The organism is Kitasatospora sp. NBC_01246, assembly GCF_036226505.1.
Classification (GTDB): domain Bacteria; phylum Actinomycetota; class Actinomycetes; order Streptomycetales; family Streptomycetaceae; genus Kitasatospora.
In genome coordinates this window covers 8,322,631-8,340,759 of sequence record NZ_CP108484.1, presented here as the reverse complement: position 1 = coordinate 8,340,759, position 18,129 = coordinate 8,322,631, and the positions used below count along the sequence as shown (strand labels likewise).

The window sequence follows — 18,129 nt, the reverse complement described above, 5'->3', positions numbered from 1 at the left end:
TCCACGTAACCTCTTCCTGTGCCCGACTCCCGCCTGCTTCGCGTCGCCGTCCTCGTCCTGGAGGGCGCGAAACCGCTCGATGTCGGCATTCCCGCCCAGGTCTTCACGACCCGCGCGAGCATGCCGTACGAGGTGCGGGTGTGCGGGGCCGCGCCAGGTCCGGTGACCGGCGGCGACGGCCTGTCGTACCTCGTCGCCCACGGCCTCGACGCGCTGGCGTGGGCCGACATCGTCTTCGTCCCCGGGTACCGGTTCCCGGGCCGCGACGACCCGCCGCGGGCCGTCGTGGACGCGCTGATCGCCGCCCACCACCGGGGCGCGCGGCTCGCCGCCATCTCGACGGGCGCCTTCGCGCTCGCCGCCACGGGCCTGCTCGACGGCAAGCGCGCCACGACGCACTGGCACTACGCGCGGGCGCTCGCGGCGAAGCACCCGCTCGTCCAGGTCGACGAGAACGTCCTGTTCGTCGACGAGGGCAGCGTCCTGACGTCCGCCGGCGCGGCCTCGGGCATCGACCTGTGCCTGCACATCCTGCGCGGCGACCTCGGGGTGGCCGCGTCGAACCACGCCGCCCGTCGCCTGGTCGCCGCCCCCTACCGCAGCGGCGGCCAGGCGCAGTACGTGCCGCGCAGTGTGCCCGAGCCACTCGGCGAGCGGTTCGCCGCCACCCGCGAGTGGGCGCTGCACCGGCTCGGCGAGCCCCTCACCCTCGAACTGCTCGCCCGGCACGCCGCGGTGTCGCCGCGCACCTTCTCGCGGCGCTTCGTCGACGACACGGGGTACACGCCGATGGAGTGGGTCATGCGGGCCCGCCTGGACCGGGCCCGTGAGCTGCTGGAACGCTCCGAGCGGCACATCGAGCAGATCGCCGCCGACGTCGGTCTGGGCACCGGTGCCAATCTGCGGCTGCACTTCCGTCGCATCCTCGGCACGACGCCGAGCGAGTACCGGCGCACCTTCACGGCCCAGCAGTCCTAGGAGCAGCCCGGGCCGTTCCACGCGGGGTGTTCCGGGTCTACGGCGTCCCGGCCGGGGGCGGGCCGGAGGCTCCGACGGCCTTGGCGCAACGCGTGGCGAGGTGCGCGAACGCGCTCCCGAGTTCGGGCGGGCCGACGACCTCGATGTCGGCGTCGAAGCTGCCCGGGGCGGCGGCCAGGCCGGTCCAGGACCAGGATCCGAGGACGAGTCGGCAGCGGTCGGGGCCGAGCGCTTCGACGATCCCGTTCCGGGCGAAGCCGGCGACGGTGGGGGCGGGGAGGCCGAGCACGACCTCGCCTCCTCGCCTTCCTGGACGACGGCCGGGGCCCGCTCGGATCACCTTCGAGGACGGGTGAGCTGGCGTGATCCTTTTGAACCGTGGCAATCACGCCGCTGTCGTGAGCGGGCGCCGTACGCGAGATTTGGTGGTGAACCGAAGGGACACCACTCATGACGCGCATCGCCATCAACGGATTCGGCCGCATCGGACGCAATGTGCTGCGTGCGCTGCTGGAACGTGACAGCGACCTGGAAATCATCGCGGTCAACGACCTCACGGAGCCCGCCATCCTCGCGCGGCTGCTCGCCTACGACACGACGGCCGGCCGGCTCGGCCGCCCGGTGACCGTCGACGGAAACGCCCTCGTCGTCGACGGCCGTCGCATCACGGTGCTCGCCGAGCGTGAACCCGCGCAGCTGCCGTGGGCCGAACTCGGCGTGGACATCGTGCTGGAGGCGACCGGTCGCTTCACCTCGGCCGGGGCCGCCCGCGCCCACCTCGCCGCCGGCGCGAAGAAGGTCCTGGTCAGCGCACCGTCGGACGGTGCCGACGTGACGCTGGCGTACGGGGTCAACACCGACGCCTACGACCCGGCCGCGCACACGATCGTCTCGAACGCCTCCTGCACGACCAACGCCCTCGCGCCACTGGCCGCGGTGCTCGACGACCTCGCCGGCATCGAGCACGGCTTCATGACGACGGTGCACGCCTACACGCAGGAGCAGAACCTGCAGGACGGCCCGCACCGCGACGCCCGCCGGGCCCGTGCCGCCGCCGTCAACATCGTGCCGACCACGACCGGCGCCGCCAAGGCGATCGGCCTCGTGCTGCCGAACCTCGACGGCAAGCTGTCGGGCGACTCGATCCGCGTGCCGGTGCCGGTGGGCTCGATCGTCGAACTCAACACCACCGTCACCCGCGACGTGACGCGCGACGAGGTCCTCGCCGCGTACCGCGCCGCGGCGCAGGGGCCGCTCGCCGGCATCCTCGAGTACTCGGACGACCCGCTCGTGTCCTCCGACATCACGGGCAATCCGGCCTCGTCCATCTTCGACTCGGCCCTGACCCGCGTCGACGGCCGACACGTCAAGGTGGTCGCCTGGTACGACAACGAGTGGGGCTTCTCCAACCGCGTGATCGATACGCTCCAGCTCCTCGCCGCCAACTGACGGGAAGTCATCTCCTGCGGAACGCTCGACCGGGATCTCCCGGTCGAGCGTTCCGCACGCGCGCACCCGACAAGCAGCGGACGAACCGGCCGGGCCCCGCTCAGTAGGTGAAGTGGGTCGAGTGCCCAGTGGACGTTCCGCCCGGCCGGTACGGTGTCAACCCGTCGGTGGTCGTCGGGGGTTGCGGCTCACCCCGCAGGGATCGGGCCGAGGTAGGTGCCGCCGGAGACGTCGAGGGTCTGGCCGGTCACCCAGCGGCCCCGCGGCCCCGCCAGGAAGCCCACCACATCGGCGACGTCCTCCGGTTCGCCGATCCGTCCGAGCGCGGTGATCGACTCCAGTCCGGCCACCGCCTCGGGAGCGCCCGTCCACCCGGCGGTCATGTCGGTCAGTACCACCCCGGGTTCGACCGTGTTCACGGTGATCCCGCGCCGGCCGAACTCGTTGGCGAGCGACGGGCCGAGAGCGGCCAGCGCCGCCTTGGTCACGGTGTAGCCGATCTGGAGGGGGCTCGCGATCCGGGTGGCCGCGGAGCCCACGTTGACGATCCGGCCGCCGTCCCGCAGCAGGGGCAGCGCCCGCTGGATCACGAAGATCGGCGTGCGCACGTTGACCGCGAGCAGCCGTTCCAGCTCCTCCTCGGTGAGCTGCCCGATCGAACTGGCCGAGTGGACACCCGCGTTGTTGACCAGGATGTCCAGACCGTCGGCGCCGTGCTCGGCCAGCCCCGCGGTCAGTTCCTCGAACAGCCGGTCCACCGCGCCGCTTTCGCCGAACCCGGCCCGCACCGCGAACGCCACACCGCCGGCCTCGGCGATGAGCGCCACCGTCTCGGCGGCGGCCGCTCGGTTCGCACCGTAGTGGACCGCGACCAACGCCCCCTCGGCGGCGAGCCGTCGGGCGACGGCGCGCCCGATCCCGCGCGAGCCGCCCGTCACCAGGGCGGCCTTGCCGTCCAGTTCCCCCACGTCGTCTCCCCCGTCGGCGTCCCGGCCGGAACCGGGGCCGGTCTCGTAGCAAGGTCCGGAGTTCCGCCCCCGTCGAAGGGGCGAAGATGTCCGGGATCGGCTCGTGCCGACCGATGGGCCCACCCTCTGGACCGCACTGTACGGGAGGTTCGAGGACGAAGTCCGGGAAACGCGGAGGCCGGGCCACCCGGCGGCGGGGGCGGGCTGTCCGCAGCGGTGGCTCCGGACGCACCGGTGATGGTGCCCCACGGGTCGGCCGCAGTCACGGGCCGGAGTCACGGGCCGGAGTCACGGGCCGAAGCCGCAGGCCGGAGACCTTCGGGCGGCCGGTCCCGAATCCACGACCAGGTCCTCCCCACCGGCTCCGGAGGGTGACCGGTACCGACCCCGACGGTGGGCCGAACGGGTGAACCGCAGGCTCTCCCGCCGCCGACCAGCTGCCACCCACCGTGTCGCCGCCACCGCGAGTACCCCCCGTTGACGGGCTCCGCTCGCCGAGACCGGCAACGCTCCGTCGCCACCCCGGCCGCAGCCCCATCCAGGCGGTGGCGCAAGCGGGTTCACGACACCGGTGACGCTGAGCGAACGTCATGCGGGAGGCCGTTTCGGCCCGGCCCCGATGGCAAGGCGCTCCTCAGACCCATGGAGGAGGCGTAACTGATGATCACCGAACAGCAGATCCGTACCGTCCTCGACCACCCGGTCCACGATGCCGACGGCCACCGCATCGGCAAGGCCGACCACCTGTTCCTCGACGACATGACGGGCAAGCCGGAGTGGGTGAGCGTCAAGACCGGATGGTTCGGGACGAGCGAGTCGTTCGTCCCGATCCGCGATGCCCGGATCGTCGACGACCACCTCGAAGTGCCCTACCCGAAGGCCACCGTCAAGGACGCGCCCAACGTCGACGTCGACGGCGGCAACCACCTCTCCGCCCAGGAGGAGCACCGTCTGTACGACCACTACGGCATCGCCTGGGACAACGCCTGGCACGAGGCCAACCAGCCCGGCGACGGCGGGTGGGCCCACTCCGGGGACCGGACCGCGGCCACCGGCGCGGCAGGCGCTGCCGCCGCCACCGCGGGTACGGGCGCCCGGGCGGGTACCGCGGCCGACCAGGACGACGCGATGACCCGCTCCGAGGAACGGATGACCGTCGGGACCGAACGCCACGAGGCCGGCCGCGCCCGCCTGCGCAAGTACGTCGTGGAGGAGGAGCAGCAGCGGACCGTACCGGTGCGCCACGAGGAGGTCCGCGTCGAACGCGAGCCGATCACCGAGGCCGACCGGGACGCCGCACTCGCCGGTGAGCCCATCGGCGAGGCCGAGCACGAGGTCGTGCTGCACGAGGAACGGCCGGTGGTCCGGACCGAGGCCGTGCCGGTGGAACGGGTGCGGCTGACCACCGAGGAGCTCGTCGAGCAGGAGACCGTGACCGGCACGGTCCGCAAGGAGCGGATCGAGGCGGAGCTGCCCGAGGACCCGCCCGCGACGGGCAAGGACCGGCGCCGCTGAGCCACCGGCGCCGCCGAGCGCGGTACCGATGTCCGGACGGGCACGGGAGCAGAACGCGCGGGCGGGCACGGCCGGGGTCGCCAGGACCCCGGCCGTGCCCGCCGGCCCTCCCCCGGGCCGGGCCGAGCCGGGCGGGTCGGCTAGTTGGGGGCGGCGGCCATCGAGGTGACCGCCTCCGCCACGCTGGACCGGTAGATGCCCATCTGCGGGTTCAGGACCCGTGCGCCGCTGCCGAGCGGGAAGTTCCGGGTGTTGGCGAGCGGCATGTTGGTGTCGTCGTCGTCGACCAGCACGTTGAGCTCGTTGATGCCGGGGACGGTACCCGTGGTGGCACCGCTCGGGTCGAGGTCGATCACCGCGTAGGCGCTCTGGCCCGCCGGGACGGCGAACCGCGCTGTGCCACTCGCGAGCACCGGCTTGATGTTCTTGCTCCGGTCGGCGGCGGTGGAGTTGCCCAGGTCGACCCCCGGGGTGGAGCTCAGGCTGCAGGCGGCCGTACCGCTGTTGCGTACCTCGATCACCCACTGGGTCGGGGCCCCCGCCCGGGCCGTCGCGTGGATCGCCAGGCTGTCGATGGCGCACGGGCGGGCGGCGGCGCCGGCACTCCCGCCGTCGGGCCGGGTGCCGCTCGACGGGCTCACCCCGGACGGCGTGTGCGACGCCGCTCCGGTGGCCGGCGCGCTCGTCCTGGGCGCACCGGTGGCACCGGCCGGCGCCGAGGGGGCACCGGTGGCCGGCGCGCCCGTCGCGGAGGGCGTCACGGCCACCGCGGTGGTCGCGGGCGCCGTCGAGCCGCCGGCCGCGTCGGTGTTGTCGGGCCCGCAGGCGGTCAACGCGAGACCCGCCCCGGCGACGAGCACGACGGAGACGAGCAGCGGACGGCGGCGGCGGACGAACATGGTGGCTCCCCGATGGTGGCGCGTACTGAACTGTGTTCGGACACACCACAGGACGACCGGCCGACCGCGAATGGTGGCATGCACAGCGTCACAATCATGAGGACAGGACGGCGACGGAACCGTGACATTCGGTCGGGTACAACGCAGTTGACAGGGCGCCACCTCTCGGTAACCCATCCTTCCGGTGGGGGCGGATCGGCCCGCCCCCACCGCACGGCCCACCGCCGTCCGCGCTCCGAGGTCCGAGCGGTGGCGCCGGTCAGTCCTCCCGGCCCTGCCCCTGCCCCTGTCCCCGGCCCTGTCCCTGGTCGTCGCCGTCGCCGTGGTGCCCGGTGATGCGGGCGTAGACCTGGTAGTCGGTGTGTTCCGGGCCGCCGGGGCCGGTCAGCAGATTGCCGCTGGTCGAGCCGAACACCACCGTGTCGCCGCGGGCGTCCACGGCCGGGTCGACCGACGATCCGTTGCCGAGCGAGCCGTCCGGTGCGGTGGAGACCCGCTCGGTGCGGCCGGTGCGCAGGTCGTGGCGGTAGACGTCCCAGGCCGCGTGCTGCGGGCCCGCCACCAGGTTGTCGGCGGCGGAGGAGTAGTACACCCAGCGGTTGTCGGCGGTGATCCGGCCGTGGTCGGAGGAGCCGACCGAGGCGGTGCCGGGCAGGCCCCCGCTGATCTTCGTGACGGTGCCCTCCCCGAGGTCCCGGACGTACAGCACGGTGTGGTACCGGTGGCCGTTGGTCGACCCGCCGGGCTCGGGCAGGGCGTAGATCGCGCGCCGCCCGTCGGGGCTGATCGTCGCGTCGAAGCTCGCGTAGCCGAGCGTGCCGTCGGGGGCGAGGCTGGCGGCGGAGATCCGGCCGGACGCCACGTCGTACGTGTAGTAGACGCCGGTCGTCGGCCGGGCCAGACCGGGCCGGGCGCTGCGGGGGAGGTCCGCGCCGCTACCCGGGGCGAGTTCCACGTCGGCGGCGGGACCGGCGGCGCCGGCCGCGGGCGCGGGGGTTCGGTCGGCGGGGGTCTGGTCGGCGGGCAGCAGGTTGCCTGCCAGCGAGGTGAAGCCGACGGTGCGGCCGTCCGCGCTGATCGTCGGGTTGAGGGACATGCTGTCGCCCGGCTTGCCGTCCACGCCGCGGGTCACCAGGCGGGTCTTCCCCGTCCAGCGGTCGGTGACGTAGATGTTGTAGTCCCAGGTGTAGGGCCTGGCCAGCGAGGCGCCGTCGCCCTGGGGGGCCGGGACGAGGTCGGTCCGGCTGGAGACGAACGCCACGTAGCGGCCGTTCGCGCTGACGGAGGGCGCGTACGAGGCGTGGAACCGGTCGGTGTCGGTGCTGACCGGTCCGCCGCTGACCAGTTCGGTGCGGCCGGTGCGGCGGTCCCGGACGTACACCTCGGTGCGTCCCGGGACCGGCAGGCCGGGGACCACGTTCACCGCGTCGCTCTCGAAGGCGACGTAGCGGCCGTCGGCGTTGATCGCGGCGTAGTCCGTGAAGCCGTCCAGCGCGTTGTCGTCGTCGGACAGGTTGACCCGCTCGGTGCGGCCGGTCGCCAGGTCGCGGACGTAGGCGTCGCGTCCGCTCTTCGCGGGCTGGGAGACCAGGTTGGTCGCCCACGAGGTGAAGAGCGCGTAGCGGCCGTCGGCACTGATCTGCCGGTTCCAGGACTGGTCGTCCGGCCTGGCGCCGTTCACCCCGACGCTGACCTGGACGGTGCCGCGCGCCGCCGGACGGGCCTGGGCGGGCACGACGGTCACGGCGAGTACGGCAGCCGCCGCGAGGACGCTGCCGCCGCCGGCCAGCCACCGGTTGCTGGTGGTGCGGGTGGTGCGTGCCATGGGTCTGTCCCTTCCCCTGGTGATCGCCCGGCCGGGCTCCCTCCCGGCAGCGGGCTCCCGACGAGCCAATCGTCGGGAGGCACGGCGGTCAACGGTCCCGGGGGATCCCGGCGGAAGATACGCCAACGAACGTATCCCGCGCGGGGGCGCGAAGCGGTACGTACTCCGCGCGGCGGCACCTCTCCCCCGCGCGGGCTCGCATCCCCCGCGGGGCGGCGAGCCGGTGCGGAGGCACCCGCTCGGCGGCTCACCCGGCCGGGATCAGCACGGGCTTGACCACGCGCCCCTCGTCACAGTCGCGCTCGGCCTCGTTGACCGCGGCGAGCGGATACGTCCGGATCAGCTGGTCGAAGGGGAACCGCCCGGCCTGCCACAGTGCGGTCAGCCTCGGCACCAGCAGCCCCGGCACCGCGTCACCTTCGCAGAGGTGGGAGATCCGCCGGCCCCGGTCCAGTGCCCCCGGTTCGATCGCCAGCGCGCCGCTCAGCCGGGCCACCAGTCCGAGGTGTCCGGTCGGGCGCAGCGCCAGGAGCGCGTCGTTGATCAGCCGGACGGAGCCGGTGGTGTCCAGCGCGTACCGGGCGCCGCCGTCGGTCAGGCGCCGGATGCGGCCGGGCAGGTCGGCCGAGGTGGCGGGCAGCGGGACGGCGCCGAACCGTTCGGCGAGGGCGAGCCGTTCGGTGTACCGGTCGACGGCCACGGTGACGGCGCCGGCGGCGGTGGCCGCCATCACCGCGGCCAGGCCCACCGCTCCGGCGCCGAAGACCGCGACGGTGTCGCCCGGACCGGCCGCGAAGGTGTTCAGGACCGCTCCGGCGCCGGTGAGGAAGCCGCAGCCGAGCGGTCCGAGCAGTTCGACCGGCAGTGCGGGGTCGACCCGGACGGCGTTGCGGGCCAGGACCACCGCGTACTCGGCGAACGAGGACTGGCCGAACCACCGGGGGGCCAGTCCTCCCCCGGCCGCGTCGGTGAACCGCGCGGCGTGCTCCGTGCGCCCGCCGAAGAGGTTGAGCGCGGCGAAGGAGTCGCAGTAGGCGGGGGCCGCGCCCCGGCAGCTCCGGCAGTGGCCGCAGGAGTCGAAGCTCAGCACGACGTGGTCCCCGACGTGCAGGCCGGTGTCCGGGCCGGCCGTCTCCACCACGACTCCCGCCCCCTCGTGGCCGAGGACGGCCGGCAGCGGTGAGCGGCCCGCCGAACGCCGGACGGCGAGGTCCGTCCGGCACATCCCGCAGCCCGCGATCCTCACCAGGACCTCGCCGTCGGCCGGCCCCGTCCCCAGGGCCACCTCCTCGACCGTGAACGGCCCCTGGTGGGAGCGCAGGACCGCCGCGCGGAACCTCACCCCTCCTCCGGGCGGTGCACGACGAACGGCCTGAGGTTCCCGTAGAGCCCCCACGGCCCGCCCGCGACGCCGACCCCGCTCTCCTTGATGCCCGCGAAGGGCTGGGCGAGGGAGAGCTCGGCGTGGTGGTTGATCCAGGCCGTCCCGCACTCCAGCCGGTCGGCCACCGCCTCGGCGCGGTCGAGGTCCGTCCCCCAGACCGAACCGCCCAGACCGAAGCCGGTGTCGTTGGCCGCCGCGACGGCCTCGTCGACGCTCCGGTAGGCCAGCACCGGCAGGACCGGCCCGAACTGCTCCTGCGTCACCACCGGGCTGTCCGGCGGGACATCGGCGAGGACCGTCGGGGCGAAGAAGTGGCCCGGCCGGTCCAGCCGGTGGCCGCCGGCGGCGGCCCGGGCGCCGTCCGCCAGGGCCCGGGCCGTGTAGCTCTCGACGCGGGCCAGTTGGGGGGCGTTGTTGAGCGGCCCCAGCTGGGTGCCCGGGTCGAGCCCGGGGCCGACGACGGCGGCCCTGGCGCGCTGCGCGAGGGCCTCGACCACCTGGTCGCGGAGCCGGGCCGGGGCGTAGACGCGCTTGACCGCCATGCACACCTGCCCGCAGTTGCGGAACGCCGCCCAGAACAGCCGGTCCGCGATCCGCTCGACATCCACGTCCTCCAGCAGGATCGCGGCGTCGTTGCCGCCCAGCTCCAGGGTGATCCGGGCCAGCGAGGGCGCCGCGCCCGCCGCGACGGCCCGGCCGGTCGGGATCGACCCGGTGAAGCTCACGTGCCGGATCCCCGGGTGGGAGACGAGCCGGGCACCGAGCGGTTCGAGCCCGGTGACGATCGTCAGGACGCCCTCGGGGAGCGCGCCGGCGAGGACGGACCCCAGCAGCCGGGTGGCGAGGGGAGTGAACGGGGAGGGCTTGAGGACCACCGTGTTGCCCGCCGCGAGCGCGGGCGCGAACTTCGCCGCCGCGAGCTGGAGGGGGAAGTTCCACGGCACGATCGCCGCCACCGGCCCGAGCGACCGCCAGCGGACCTCGCTGCGGACCGGCCGGCCGTCGTCGATCGGCCGGGGCACGGGGGCGAGCCCGGCGAAGTAGCGCAGTCGGGCCGCCGTGCGGGCGACCTCGGCGGACGACTCGGCGAGGGGTTTGCCCTGTTCACGGGTGAGCAGCGGGGCCAGCTCGGCGCCGGCCGCCTCCACCGCGTCGGCCGCCGCGAGCAGCGCGCGGGTGCGGGCGGCCGGGTCGGCCCGCCAGCCGCGCCAGGCCTGGTGGGCCCGGCCGACGACGGTGTCGAGTTCCTCGGGCCGCTGGTCGGGAGCCTCGTCGAAGGCCTCGCCCGTCGCCGGGTCGAGGACGGCGAAGTGCTCGCCGCGTGGGCCCGGCGAGCGCCGGGGCACGGGTGTCGGCAGCATGCCGGCAGTCAGCTCTGCGCGACGGCGGCCGCGTGCTCGCGGGCGTGCCGGTCCATCTCGGCCCGGAAGGCGGCCACCAGGTGCGGCCGGATCCTGCCCACCGTGCGGTCGCCGCCCTCGCAGACCGCCCCGCGCACCCCGACGATGTCGGTCCCGATCCGGGTCAGCTCGCCGAGGTCGCCGAGTCGGACGCTGCCCGCGAGGGCCGCGAGCAGCCCGGCCCCGTGGGCGAGGCGGACGAACTCCGCGCACGCGTCCGGCGGGACGTGGTCGAACAGCCGGCTCCCGTCCTTGATCGCGGTGTCGAGCATGGCCGCGTCGGAGCCGGAGCGGAGGGCGATGTCGGGCAGGGCGAGCGGGTTGACGCAACCGATCCGGTGGGCGTCCGCGTAGCCCGAGGCGACGACGAAGGCGTCCGGCCGGTAGTCCTTCACCGCCCGGACCACACCGCTCATGACCTCGACGGCCTGGTCCGGGGTCGTGCACCCGTAGAGGCCGACCTTGATGTACGTGGCTCCGGAGACCGCCGCTCCGAGCGCCGCCTGCGCGACCGTCCCCGGCTTGTACGGGACGTCGCCGACGGTGGCGGAGACCGGCTTGTCCGCCGGGACGGCGTCGCGGATCTCCCGGATCACCCACGGGAAGTTCGCGCCGAGCGAGCCCTCGTCAGGCTTCTTGACGTCGACGATGTCGAGGTGCTCCGCGGCCTTCGCGCAGTCGAGGGCCTCCTCGACGCTGTCCGGGGAGATGAGAAGCAACACGGTGGGCCCCTTCCGCCGCAGGTCCGCCTGCCCGGGGGCAGGTGGGCGGAGTCGCCCGGATCACGTGCGGTCCGCTCATCATCGCGGCGGCCCGCGGACGTCGGTAGAGCGCACGGAGTGCGAACGGGTCGTGGGGACGGCGCGCCCGGCGCACCGTGCGCCGTCCGCGCCCTCCGCGCCCTCCGCGCCGACGCGAGCCGGCCGTACCGCGTGAACGGGCCAGGCCGTCCGGCCGGGCCGCCGGGGTGCGCCGGCCGGGGCGGCGCGGGCCCGGCGGTCGTGGTCGGGGGCGCGGCCGCCGTACAGTACCGGGACGACCCGCAGCTTCGTCACCGTCCTGGTGGCACGCGATCGCGGTCGGGGGTGCGGACGGCGGATCCCGGCGGACTTCATGGCATGATCAACACCCGCGTCGGACGCGAGTGAACGCCTGCCATCCCCGCCCCGCCCCCGACCGCCCCGACCGGCCGCACGCACCGCCGCCCCCACCAGGCCTCCGACCACCCGAGGGCCGGGCCGCCAGCCCTGCCCAGCGGACCACCGCGGCCGCCACCAGGCACGTCGCACACGGCGTAAACTTCAACCACGACGACAAGGGACCATCTGTGGCAACCGACTACGACGCCCCCCGCAAGACCGACGACGACGGGTCGCACGACAGCATCGAGGAGCTGAAGACCCGCCGCACCGACACCTCCTCCGGCGCCATCGACGCCGTCGACCAGCTCGAATCGACGGACGGTGTCCAGCTGCCCGGCGCGGACCTCTCGGGCGAGGAACTCACCGTCACCGTGCAGCCGATGCTGTCCGACGAGTTCACCTGCGTGAACTGCTTCCTGGTGCACCACCGCAGCCGTCTCTCGCGCATGAAGAACGGCCGCCCCCTCTGCGTCGACTGCGACTGACCGCCGGCCCGCGACCGCGGCTGAACGACGACCGCGACCGGCCGACGACGGCGACCGGGGACCGGGGCCGCGGTACCGCCGCCCCGGTCCGGCTCCGGCAGGCGACTGCCGGACCGGCCGTCACGCGGGTACCGGGGCCGGCACGATCCAGAGCTCGGCCGGGCCGTTGACCACGGCGGACCGCAGGCGCACGGGCGGCGGGCCCTCCGGAGCCAGGACGGCGTCCGGGTAGGAGCCGAAGAACCCGGACAGGGCCACTTCGGCCTCCAGGCGTGCCAGCGGGGCGCCGAGGCAGAAGTGCGGGCCGTGGCCGAAGGCCAGGTGGTCCTTGGCCGGGCGGGTCGGGTCGAAGTCGTCCGGCCGGTCCAGGTGGACCTCCGGGTCGCGGCCGGCCGCGCCGAAGGCCAGCAGGATCGGCTCACCCCGTCGGACGACGACGCCCTCGCCGAGGTCGATGTCCTCCAGCGCGTACCGCAGCGGAAGGTGCATCACCGGGCCCTCGTGACGCAGCGTCTCCTCGATGACGTCCTCCCATCCGAGGGTTCCCTCGTGGACCAGGGCGAGGAACCGGCGGTGGGTCAGCAGGGCGTGGACGGCGCTGGTGATCAGGTTGACGGCGGTCTCGTAGCCGGCGCCGATCATCAGGAAGAGGGTGTCGCGGGACTGTTCCTCGGTCGGTCGGTCGTCTCCGCCGGCGAACGAGGGGGTCATCCGCCGCCGTGCCGCGCGGTGTTCGCCCCCGTAGAGGTTGGGAAGGTCTGTTGCAGGGCCAGCGGTGCCAGTGGCCACCCCTCGGGCACGTCGGCCAGCCCCGGCCAGTGCTTGCGCGGGTCCCGGGAGACCCGGGGGTCGCCGGCCAGTGCGCGGATCACCTCGCTCCGGGTGACGGACCAGGCGATGACGCCGCCGGGGAGTTCGACCCGCACCGCGGGCCCGGCGGAGCGGAGCAGCGCGTTCTGCGCGTGCGGGGCCCGGGCGGCCATGTCGAGTACGGGGCAGCCACTGTCTTCGGGAGTCACGGGCCTGCTCCTCGGGGTTCGTGCGGCGCCCGGGCGGGGCGGCGTCACCGGCCCCGGCCTGCCGCGCCGAGGGCCCACGTGTTCGTTGTAGGGCGGGGGCGCACGGCCGTCAACGGCCTTCGCCGCCCGCTCTCCGGGGGTCGCGGCGGCTCCGACCAGGCCGGGCGGCCCGGTCGGCCCGCGCCGCCCGGGTCCACCTGGGCCTTCCTCCCGGGGCGCGCCGGTCCGCCCCCGGCCCCGGCCGCTCCCGGGTTCCCGTGGCCCGGGTGCCCGGGAGCGGGCCGCCCGCCGCAGCGGCATGACCTGCCCTGGACGTCCGCACGGAGCCGGCCCCGTTCGCCCGGCGGACGGTCCCGTCCGTACCCCGCGCGAGGCCTACCGGGCACCGGCCCGCGGACGTCGCCCCACCCCTTCGCCGCGGCGCTCCGGACGCCGCCGTGGCCCGCCACCCCGGGTACGGGGTGGCGGGCCACGGGCCGGCGGTCAGAAGTCGAGCACCTGGCGGTCGAGCGGGTACGCGGAGCGGTGCGGGCCGTCGTAGGGCGAAGGGTCGATCGGCAGCACGCCGGTCGGCTGCAGCCCCAGGTTGTCGTCCCAGAGCCGGGGCGCGACATGGCCGAGCACCCGGAACTCCCGGAAGGTGAACGGCGGGCTGTCGGTCGGGAAGAACTCCGCCGTGGTCATCACCTGGAAGTGCAGGTGCGGGGTGGTGGAGTTGCCGCTGTTGCCGATCAGCCCGAGGACCTGCCCGGGTTCGACGCAGTCGCCCGCCCGGACCCGGAGCGATCCCGGCTGGAGGTGTGCGTAGAGCAGGTACCGGCCGGGGGCGACCTCCAGGGTGATGTGGTTGCCCACGGTGTCCTCGATCGGCGGTACCGCGGGCGGGTACGGCGGCGGGTTGTCCGGGACGCCGTCCTGGACCTCCACCACCCGGCCGCCGGCAGCGGCGAGGACCGGCTGACGATAGGTCAGATAGCTGGTGAGCTGCCCCGGATCGCCCTCCCAGGTCTGCCCGTCGCCGCCGACCCGGTACCAGTCGATCGCGAAGCGCTGCGGAACGTAGAACGCGCCGTTGATCGGGGCGAGTCCGCGCCGGTGGTGGGTGTTGTCACAGCACGACTCGCTGGCGTACCAGCTGCCCGGGCGGACCGGCGGCAGCAGGTCCGGCAGCGCCGTACGGGCGGTCCGGGTGGGCTGCACCGTCTCCTCGAAGGGCGAGGAGCCCGACGCGGACAGGACGGCCCCCACCAGGTGGTGCTCCACCACCTCGGGGACCGGCTCGCCCGGGGCGAGCGCCAGGTCGATCCAGAGCACCCACTGCTGCGAGCCCGGGATCACCGTCTCCGCCGGTGGCTCGGGCGGCGGCGCGGCACCGCGGCCGCCGTCGGCCGCCGGGTCGCGCGGGCGGTCGACGACCGCGCCCGGCAGCGGGTCACCGACGGGATTGGCCGCCGCACCCAGCGCCGACCCCCTCAGCGAGCCGACGACGCGCTTGGTGGCGGCGTCCTGGACGTCCACGCGGTCCAGCCGCACCGCGAGGCTGGTGGACAGCGCGTTGGTGGTGAGCAGTTCGTAGGAGAGGTGGACCTTCCCGTCCGAGGCGTCGAACGGCGCGGGCTCGGTCATCACCGCCGCGGTCAAGGGGGTGAACTGCGTGCCCGGTGCGAGGGCGGGCCGTCCGGCCGCGTGGCCGGGCGTGCCCGCCGCGGCCAGCACGACGGCTCCCAGGACGGCGGCGAGGCGGCGCAGGAGGGGACGGCCGCCGATGCGGCCGCCGGCTGCTGGGTCCGGGTCGGTCATGGTGTTCCCGGTTCGTCGTCGGAGCCGGTCCGTCCGAGACGGACGGCGGCGCGCCCCATCGGCTGGGGCGCATGCCCATGTAAGGCGATGCCGGTCCGGCTCCGCCCGACGCCGGTGCCGACCCCTGGCGAAGACCACCCGTCCGGTCGACCCGGAGCCGAGGGGCCGGTTCCGGGTCGCCGCCTGCCGCTCGCGGGAGCGGCCACGGTGCGACGGTGCGACCGCCATGGCCTGAGGACGGCAGGCGCGCGCGGAGGAATCCGCGCGCGCCTGCCCGGGAGCACCCTCTACGATCGTCGGGTCCGCCGGCCGGTACGCCATGGGTCCGGGGCCGCCGGACCGTGGTCGAGGCAGAACGGGGGTGCCTTGGTGAGGTGGCGACGGCGCACGAGGACCGGCACGGGCCCCGAGCCCGTGGCGACGGCCGAGGCCGTCCCGCTCCCCGAGGAGCGTCCCGCGGCGGTGGCGGCACATCAGTGGAGCCATCGCTGGGGGCCCTGGGCCGAGCAGTGGCAGGACTGGCTGCGCCGCTCCCCCGTCGGGGTCGACCTGCTGGTGTGGTGGCGGGACGAGGGGGGCGACCTGCTCGCCCTCGTCGGGCCGCAGCGCTACCTCCAGCGGCTGGCCGAGCTGCTGTCCCGCGCCTCACCGCGGGACGTGGCGGCCCTGGGGATCGGGTGCACCCGCCGCATCGACCGGCCGTGCCGCGATCCGGGGACGTGCGGCCAGGACCGGGCCGACGACGACCCGACCGCCGCACCCCGGCACCGCACGGGTCCGGTTCCGGGCGCCTGCAGCGGGTTCAAGGACTGCTGAAGCGCGTACGGGATCGACGTCGAGTTCACCGCCGACGACCGGCACCGCGCCGTGCACCTCCAGGACCCGTCGGACCACTCCAGGACGGACGTCTGGGTGGACGGCGTCCGGGTGGCGGACGGGATCACGCTGGACAGCTCGGGCTACTGGGTGGACGGACGGTACTACGTGGTCCAGGCCGAGGGCCCGCAGGACCACCCCGAGCAGGGCCACACGATGGGACACCTCGGCTGCACCGTCCTGTCCCTGGTCGTCCACGACGCCGAGCTGGCCACCACGCGGATCCTCGTGCCCGGAGCCACCGAGGCGTGGACCGATCCCGAACTGGGCCGGGACGGCGACACCTTGTGCGTCTACCCGAGCCGCGGGGCCCGTGCGGCCGGGCGAGCGGACCGCGTCCTCCCCCTCGAGCCGCTGCCGCCCTCGCCGTCGCGCTGACCGTGGCGGAGGGGGCCGGCCGGACCGCGGGTGCCCGTCACAGCATGACGAGCAGCTTGGTGCCCGTCACCAACTTGCGGTTCACCGAGGTCGACTGGACGAACACGGTGTACGACGGGTTGTCACCCGGCTTCACCGTGGCCTCCGCCGACGGCAGGCCCAGGAGCCGGCGGGCCGCCGGACCGGAGAACACCCTGCCCGTCATCCGGCCGGTGGCCGGGTCCTTCTCGGCCACCGCGAGCTGCTTCGAGCCCTGGATCTTCTCCCGCTTGGACAACTCGTAGTAGGCGCAGCCCGTCTTGTAGGGGTGCCCGGCGCCGGTGACGAAGTCGCGGATCGGCATCGCCTCGTCGACCGGGACCAGGATGTACTTGCCGGCGTCCAGGGCGTCGAGATTGGCCGTCACGTCGGCGGTGCTCAAGTCCTGGCCCATCGCGAACAGGTTCCTGGTGCCGCGCACACCCTGCTCGCGGCCCCGCAGGAAGCTCGTGGCGGCCGACTTGACGGTGCCGATCGCCTCCTCGACACCCTTGCTGGAGTCCGCGTCCCAGATCGCGATGTTGCCCGCGGGGAAGCCGTACTCCTGAGCGGTGCGCTTGGCCAGCGAGTTCGGGACCAGGATCGCCGACGTCCAGTGGTCGGGGAGGTCGTCCATGGCCTTCTGGATGCGGCTCAGCCACGTGCTCAGCACCGTGCTGCCCCGGCCGCCGTTCATCTGGGTGTGCATCCGGCCGTTCTGCGAGAACCCGGAGGCGTTCTCCTCACCGTCGGTGACGACGACCTGGAGGAAGGAGTGCTCCCCGTACCCCTCCCAGATGTTCTTCAGGTCGTCGACGGACTTCACGGCCGCCTCGATCAGCGCCGTCGCACCGCCGTTGACCTTGTAGAGACCGCGCAGCGACGGCAGGTGCTTGACGTCCATGTCCCACACCAGGTTCTCCACCTCGTGGTCGAACGCGTAGAGGCTGATGCGGGTCTCGTGACCGAGCCGGTCGGACTCCTCCTGAAGGCCCTTCACGAATTCGTCCACCACGCGAACAAGCTGCGCCGCGTGCTGGCGCATCGAGCCGGAATTGTCGACCACCAGGGAAACGTGGTTGACCTTGTGCTTGATCCTGTTCGCAGACATTCTTCTACCCCTTGTCCCAACGCGCTCGCGACGCCTTCCGGCGCCCCCTCCAACGTTGGTTCCACACTACGGCGAGGCACTGACAATCCTCCCTGGCCTGGGGCTTCACCGCCCATTGACGACCCGTCTGATTCGCCTGCCCGAGGACGGGAAACCGGAATGCGGCGCCGGGCACGGGTCGGACGAATCACCGCTCGTCGCCCGGCGGTCACCCGAATTCGGAATACCGCACCCGCCACCGTCCGGCGCGGATTTCCTCGCCGTCGACCTCGCCCCGCTCCCGAACGCGGACCGCGACCCGGCCCAGCGGTCACCCGCCCGGTCCGGACGCGCAGAACGCCCGCCGGGACCAGGCCCGCCGGACGCTGCTGGAGGGGCGCCGGACCCTCAGACGAGGGCGATGACCAGGAGGAGGAACGCGGTCACGATGACGGCCACCCGCAGGTAGTGGAGGCGGTCCCAGCGGCCGAGCTGCTCGCGCCAGTCCGCCGGGGCGCTCTCCGGTGTCCAGTGCGCCGCCCGGGAGTTGATCGGCACGAGCAGGGCGACCGACATCACCACGCTGAGGACGAGCAGCCCGGCGGCCGTGGCGACCAGCCCCGCCCCGGCGTCCCCCCAGGTCACGGCGGACCACGCCACGCCGAGCACCACCGATCCGATGTACCAGAACGGCATCACCCGCCCGAGCAGCCGGGCCCCCTCGCTGCGGGCGGCGAGTCCGCCGTTGTGCGGCAGCCCGTCGACGATCGGGTTGACGAAGACCGCCACCGCGAACTCCACACCCACCAGCAGGCCGACGACCACGACCGCGACGACGGCCAGTGCGTTCTGCATGTTCCCTCCCCAAGTTCGGACCCGGCGCCTTCTAGCGCCGCTAGGTCA

18 protein-coding genes are annotated in these 18,129 nt (G+C 74.2%); 6 read left to right on the top strand and 12 right to left on the bottom strand.

The window, feature by feature from the left end; translation table 11 throughout:
• Positions 1-18: 18 nt before the first annotated feature.
• Positions 19-978: a GlxA family transcriptional regulator gene (locus OG618_RS35040; RefSeq protein ID WP_329491663.1), complete on the top strand. Its 960-nt coding sequence runs from the start codon at positions 19-21 to the stop codon at positions 976-978.
• 37 nt (positions 979-1,015) lie between these two features.
• On the opposite strand, the gene OG618_RS35035 is transcribed toward OG618_RS35040, so the two are convergent.
• The gene (locus tag OG618_RS35035; protein ID WP_442906909.1) at positions 1,016-1,267 is read right to left on the bottom strand and encodes a hypothetical protein; all 252 of its coding nucleotides are present in this window, start codon (positions 1,265-1,267) and stop codon (positions 1,016-1,018) included.
• A gap of 161 nt (positions 1,268-1,428) precedes the next feature.
• On the opposite strand from OG618_RS35035, the gene gap reads away from it, so the two are divergent.
• A complete protein-coding gene (gene gap, locus OG618_RS35030; RefSeq protein ID WP_329491662.1) occupies positions 1,429-2,427 on the top strand; it encodes a type I glyceraldehyde-3-phosphate dehydrogenase in 999 nt (332 codons plus the stop codon).
• A gap of 188 nt (positions 2,428-2,615) precedes the next feature.
• Here the strand turns inward: gap and OG618_RS35025 are convergent, their stop codons facing one another.
• The gene (locus tag OG618_RS35025; RefSeq protein ID WP_329491661.1) at positions 2,616-3,395 is read right to left on the bottom strand and encodes an SDR family NAD(P)-dependent oxidoreductase; all 780 of its coding nucleotides are present in this window, start codon (positions 3,393-3,395) and stop codon (positions 2,616-2,618) included.
• 660 nt (positions 3,396-4,055) lie between these two features.
• Here OG618_RS35025 and OG618_RS35020 point away from each other — a divergent pair.
• On the top strand, positions 4,056-4,910 hold the full coding sequence (locus OG618_RS35020; RefSeq protein WP_329491660.1) for a PRC and DUF2382 domain-containing protein: 855 nt from the start codon (positions 4,056-4,058) through the stop codon (positions 4,908-4,910).
• 140 nt (positions 4,911-5,050) lie between these two features.
• Here OG618_RS35020 and OG618_RS35015 read toward each other — a convergent pair whose 3' ends face one another.
• The 5 genes from OG618_RS35015 to OG618_RS34995 all read right to left on the bottom strand — a co-directional run bounded on the left by OG618_RS35015 (position 5,051) and on the right by OG618_RS34995 (position 11,140).
• Positions 5,051-5,809: a DUF4232 domain-containing protein gene (locus OG618_RS35015; RefSeq protein ID WP_329491659.1), complete on the bottom strand. Its 759-nt coding sequence runs from the start codon at positions 5,807-5,809 to the stop codon at positions 5,051-5,053.
• A gap of 259 nt (positions 5,810-6,068) precedes the next feature.
• A complete protein-coding gene (locus tag OG618_RS35010; RefSeq protein WP_329491658.1) occupies positions 6,069-7,634 on the bottom strand; it encodes a hypothetical protein in 1,566 nt (521 codons plus the stop codon).
• A 247-nt stretch (positions 7,635-7,881) separates the two neighbouring features.
• Positions 7,882-8,976 carry an NAD(P)-dependent alcohol dehydrogenase gene (locus tag OG618_RS35005; RefSeq protein WP_329491657.1) on the bottom strand — a complete coding sequence of 365 codons (1,095 nt, stop codon included), beginning with the start codon at positions 8,974-8,976 and terminating at the stop codon, positions 7,882-7,884.
• On the bottom strand, positions 8,973-10,376 hold the full coding sequence (locus OG618_RS35000; RefSeq protein WP_442906970.1) for an aldehyde dehydrogenase family protein: 1,404 nt from the start codon (positions 10,374-10,376) through the stop codon (positions 8,973-8,975). Before OG618_RS35000 ends, OG618_RS35005 begins: the two co-directional genes overlap by 4 nt.
• Positions 10,377-10,387: 11 nt before the next feature.
• The gene (locus OG618_RS34995; RefSeq protein ID WP_329491655.1) at positions 10,388-11,140 is read right to left on the bottom strand and encodes a (5-formylfuran-3-yl)methyl phosphate synthase; all 753 of its coding nucleotides are present in this window, start codon (positions 11,138-11,140) and stop codon (positions 10,388-10,390) included.
• 605 nt (positions 11,141-11,745) lie between these two features.
• Here OG618_RS34995 and OG618_RS34990 point away from each other — a divergent pair.
• Positions 11,746-12,045, top strand: a complete 300-nt coding sequence (locus OG618_RS34990; RefSeq protein WP_329491654.1) for a DUF4193 domain-containing protein — start codon at positions 11,746-11,748, stop codon at positions 12,043-12,045.
• A gap of 120 nt (positions 12,046-12,165) precedes the next feature.
• Here OG618_RS34990 and OG618_RS34985 read toward each other — a convergent pair whose 3' ends face one another.
• The 3 genes from OG618_RS34985 to OG618_RS34975 all read right to left on the bottom strand — a co-directional run bounded on the left by OG618_RS34985 (position 12,166) and on the right by OG618_RS34975 (position 14,864).
• A complete protein-coding gene (locus OG618_RS34985; protein ID WP_329491653.1) occupies positions 12,166-12,756 on the bottom strand; it encodes a cytochrome P450 in 591 nt (196 codons plus the stop codon).
• Positions 12,753-13,064, bottom strand: a complete 312-nt coding sequence (locus tag OG618_RS34980) for a hypothetical protein (protein WP_329491652.1) — start codon at positions 13,062-13,064, stop codon at positions 12,753-12,755. The genes OG618_RS34985 and OG618_RS34980 overlap by 4 nt, the downstream gene beginning before the upstream one ends.
• A 483-nt stretch (positions 13,065-13,547) precedes the next feature.
• Positions 13,548-14,864: a M23 family metallopeptidase gene (locus OG618_RS34975; RefSeq protein ID WP_329491651.1), complete on the bottom strand. Its 1,317-nt coding sequence runs from the start codon at positions 14,862-14,864 to the stop codon at positions 13,548-13,550.
• Between the two features lie 462 nt (positions 14,865-15,326).
• Between OG618_RS34975 and OG618_RS34970 the strand changes: the two genes are divergently transcribed.
• Positions 15,327-15,680, top strand: coding sequence for a hypothetical protein (locus OG618_RS34970; protein ID WP_329491650.1), 354 nt, complete (start codon positions 15,327-15,329; stop codon positions 15,678-15,680).
• A gap of 51 nt (positions 15,681-15,731) precedes the next feature.
• Positions 15,732-16,118 carry a hypothetical protein gene (locus OG618_RS34965; RefSeq protein ID WP_329491649.1) on the top strand — a complete coding sequence of 129 codons (387 nt, stop codon included), beginning with the start codon at positions 15,732-15,734 and terminating at the stop codon, positions 16,116-16,118.
• A gap of 37 nt (positions 16,119-16,155) precedes the next feature.
• Here OG618_RS34965 and OG618_RS34960 read toward each other — a convergent pair whose 3' ends face one another.
• Positions 16,156-17,247, bottom strand: a complete 1,092-nt coding sequence (locus OG618_RS34960) for a vWA domain-containing protein (RefSeq protein WP_329491648.1) — start codon at positions 17,245-17,247, stop codon at positions 16,156-16,158.
• Positions 17,248-17,634: 387 nt separating this feature from the next.
• The gene (locus OG618_RS34955) at positions 17,635-18,081 is read right to left on the bottom strand and encodes a DUF1772 domain-containing protein (protein WP_329491647.1); all 447 of its coding nucleotides are present in this window, start codon (positions 18,079-18,081) and stop codon (positions 17,635-17,637) included.
• Positions 18,082-18,129 lie beyond the last annotated feature (48 nt).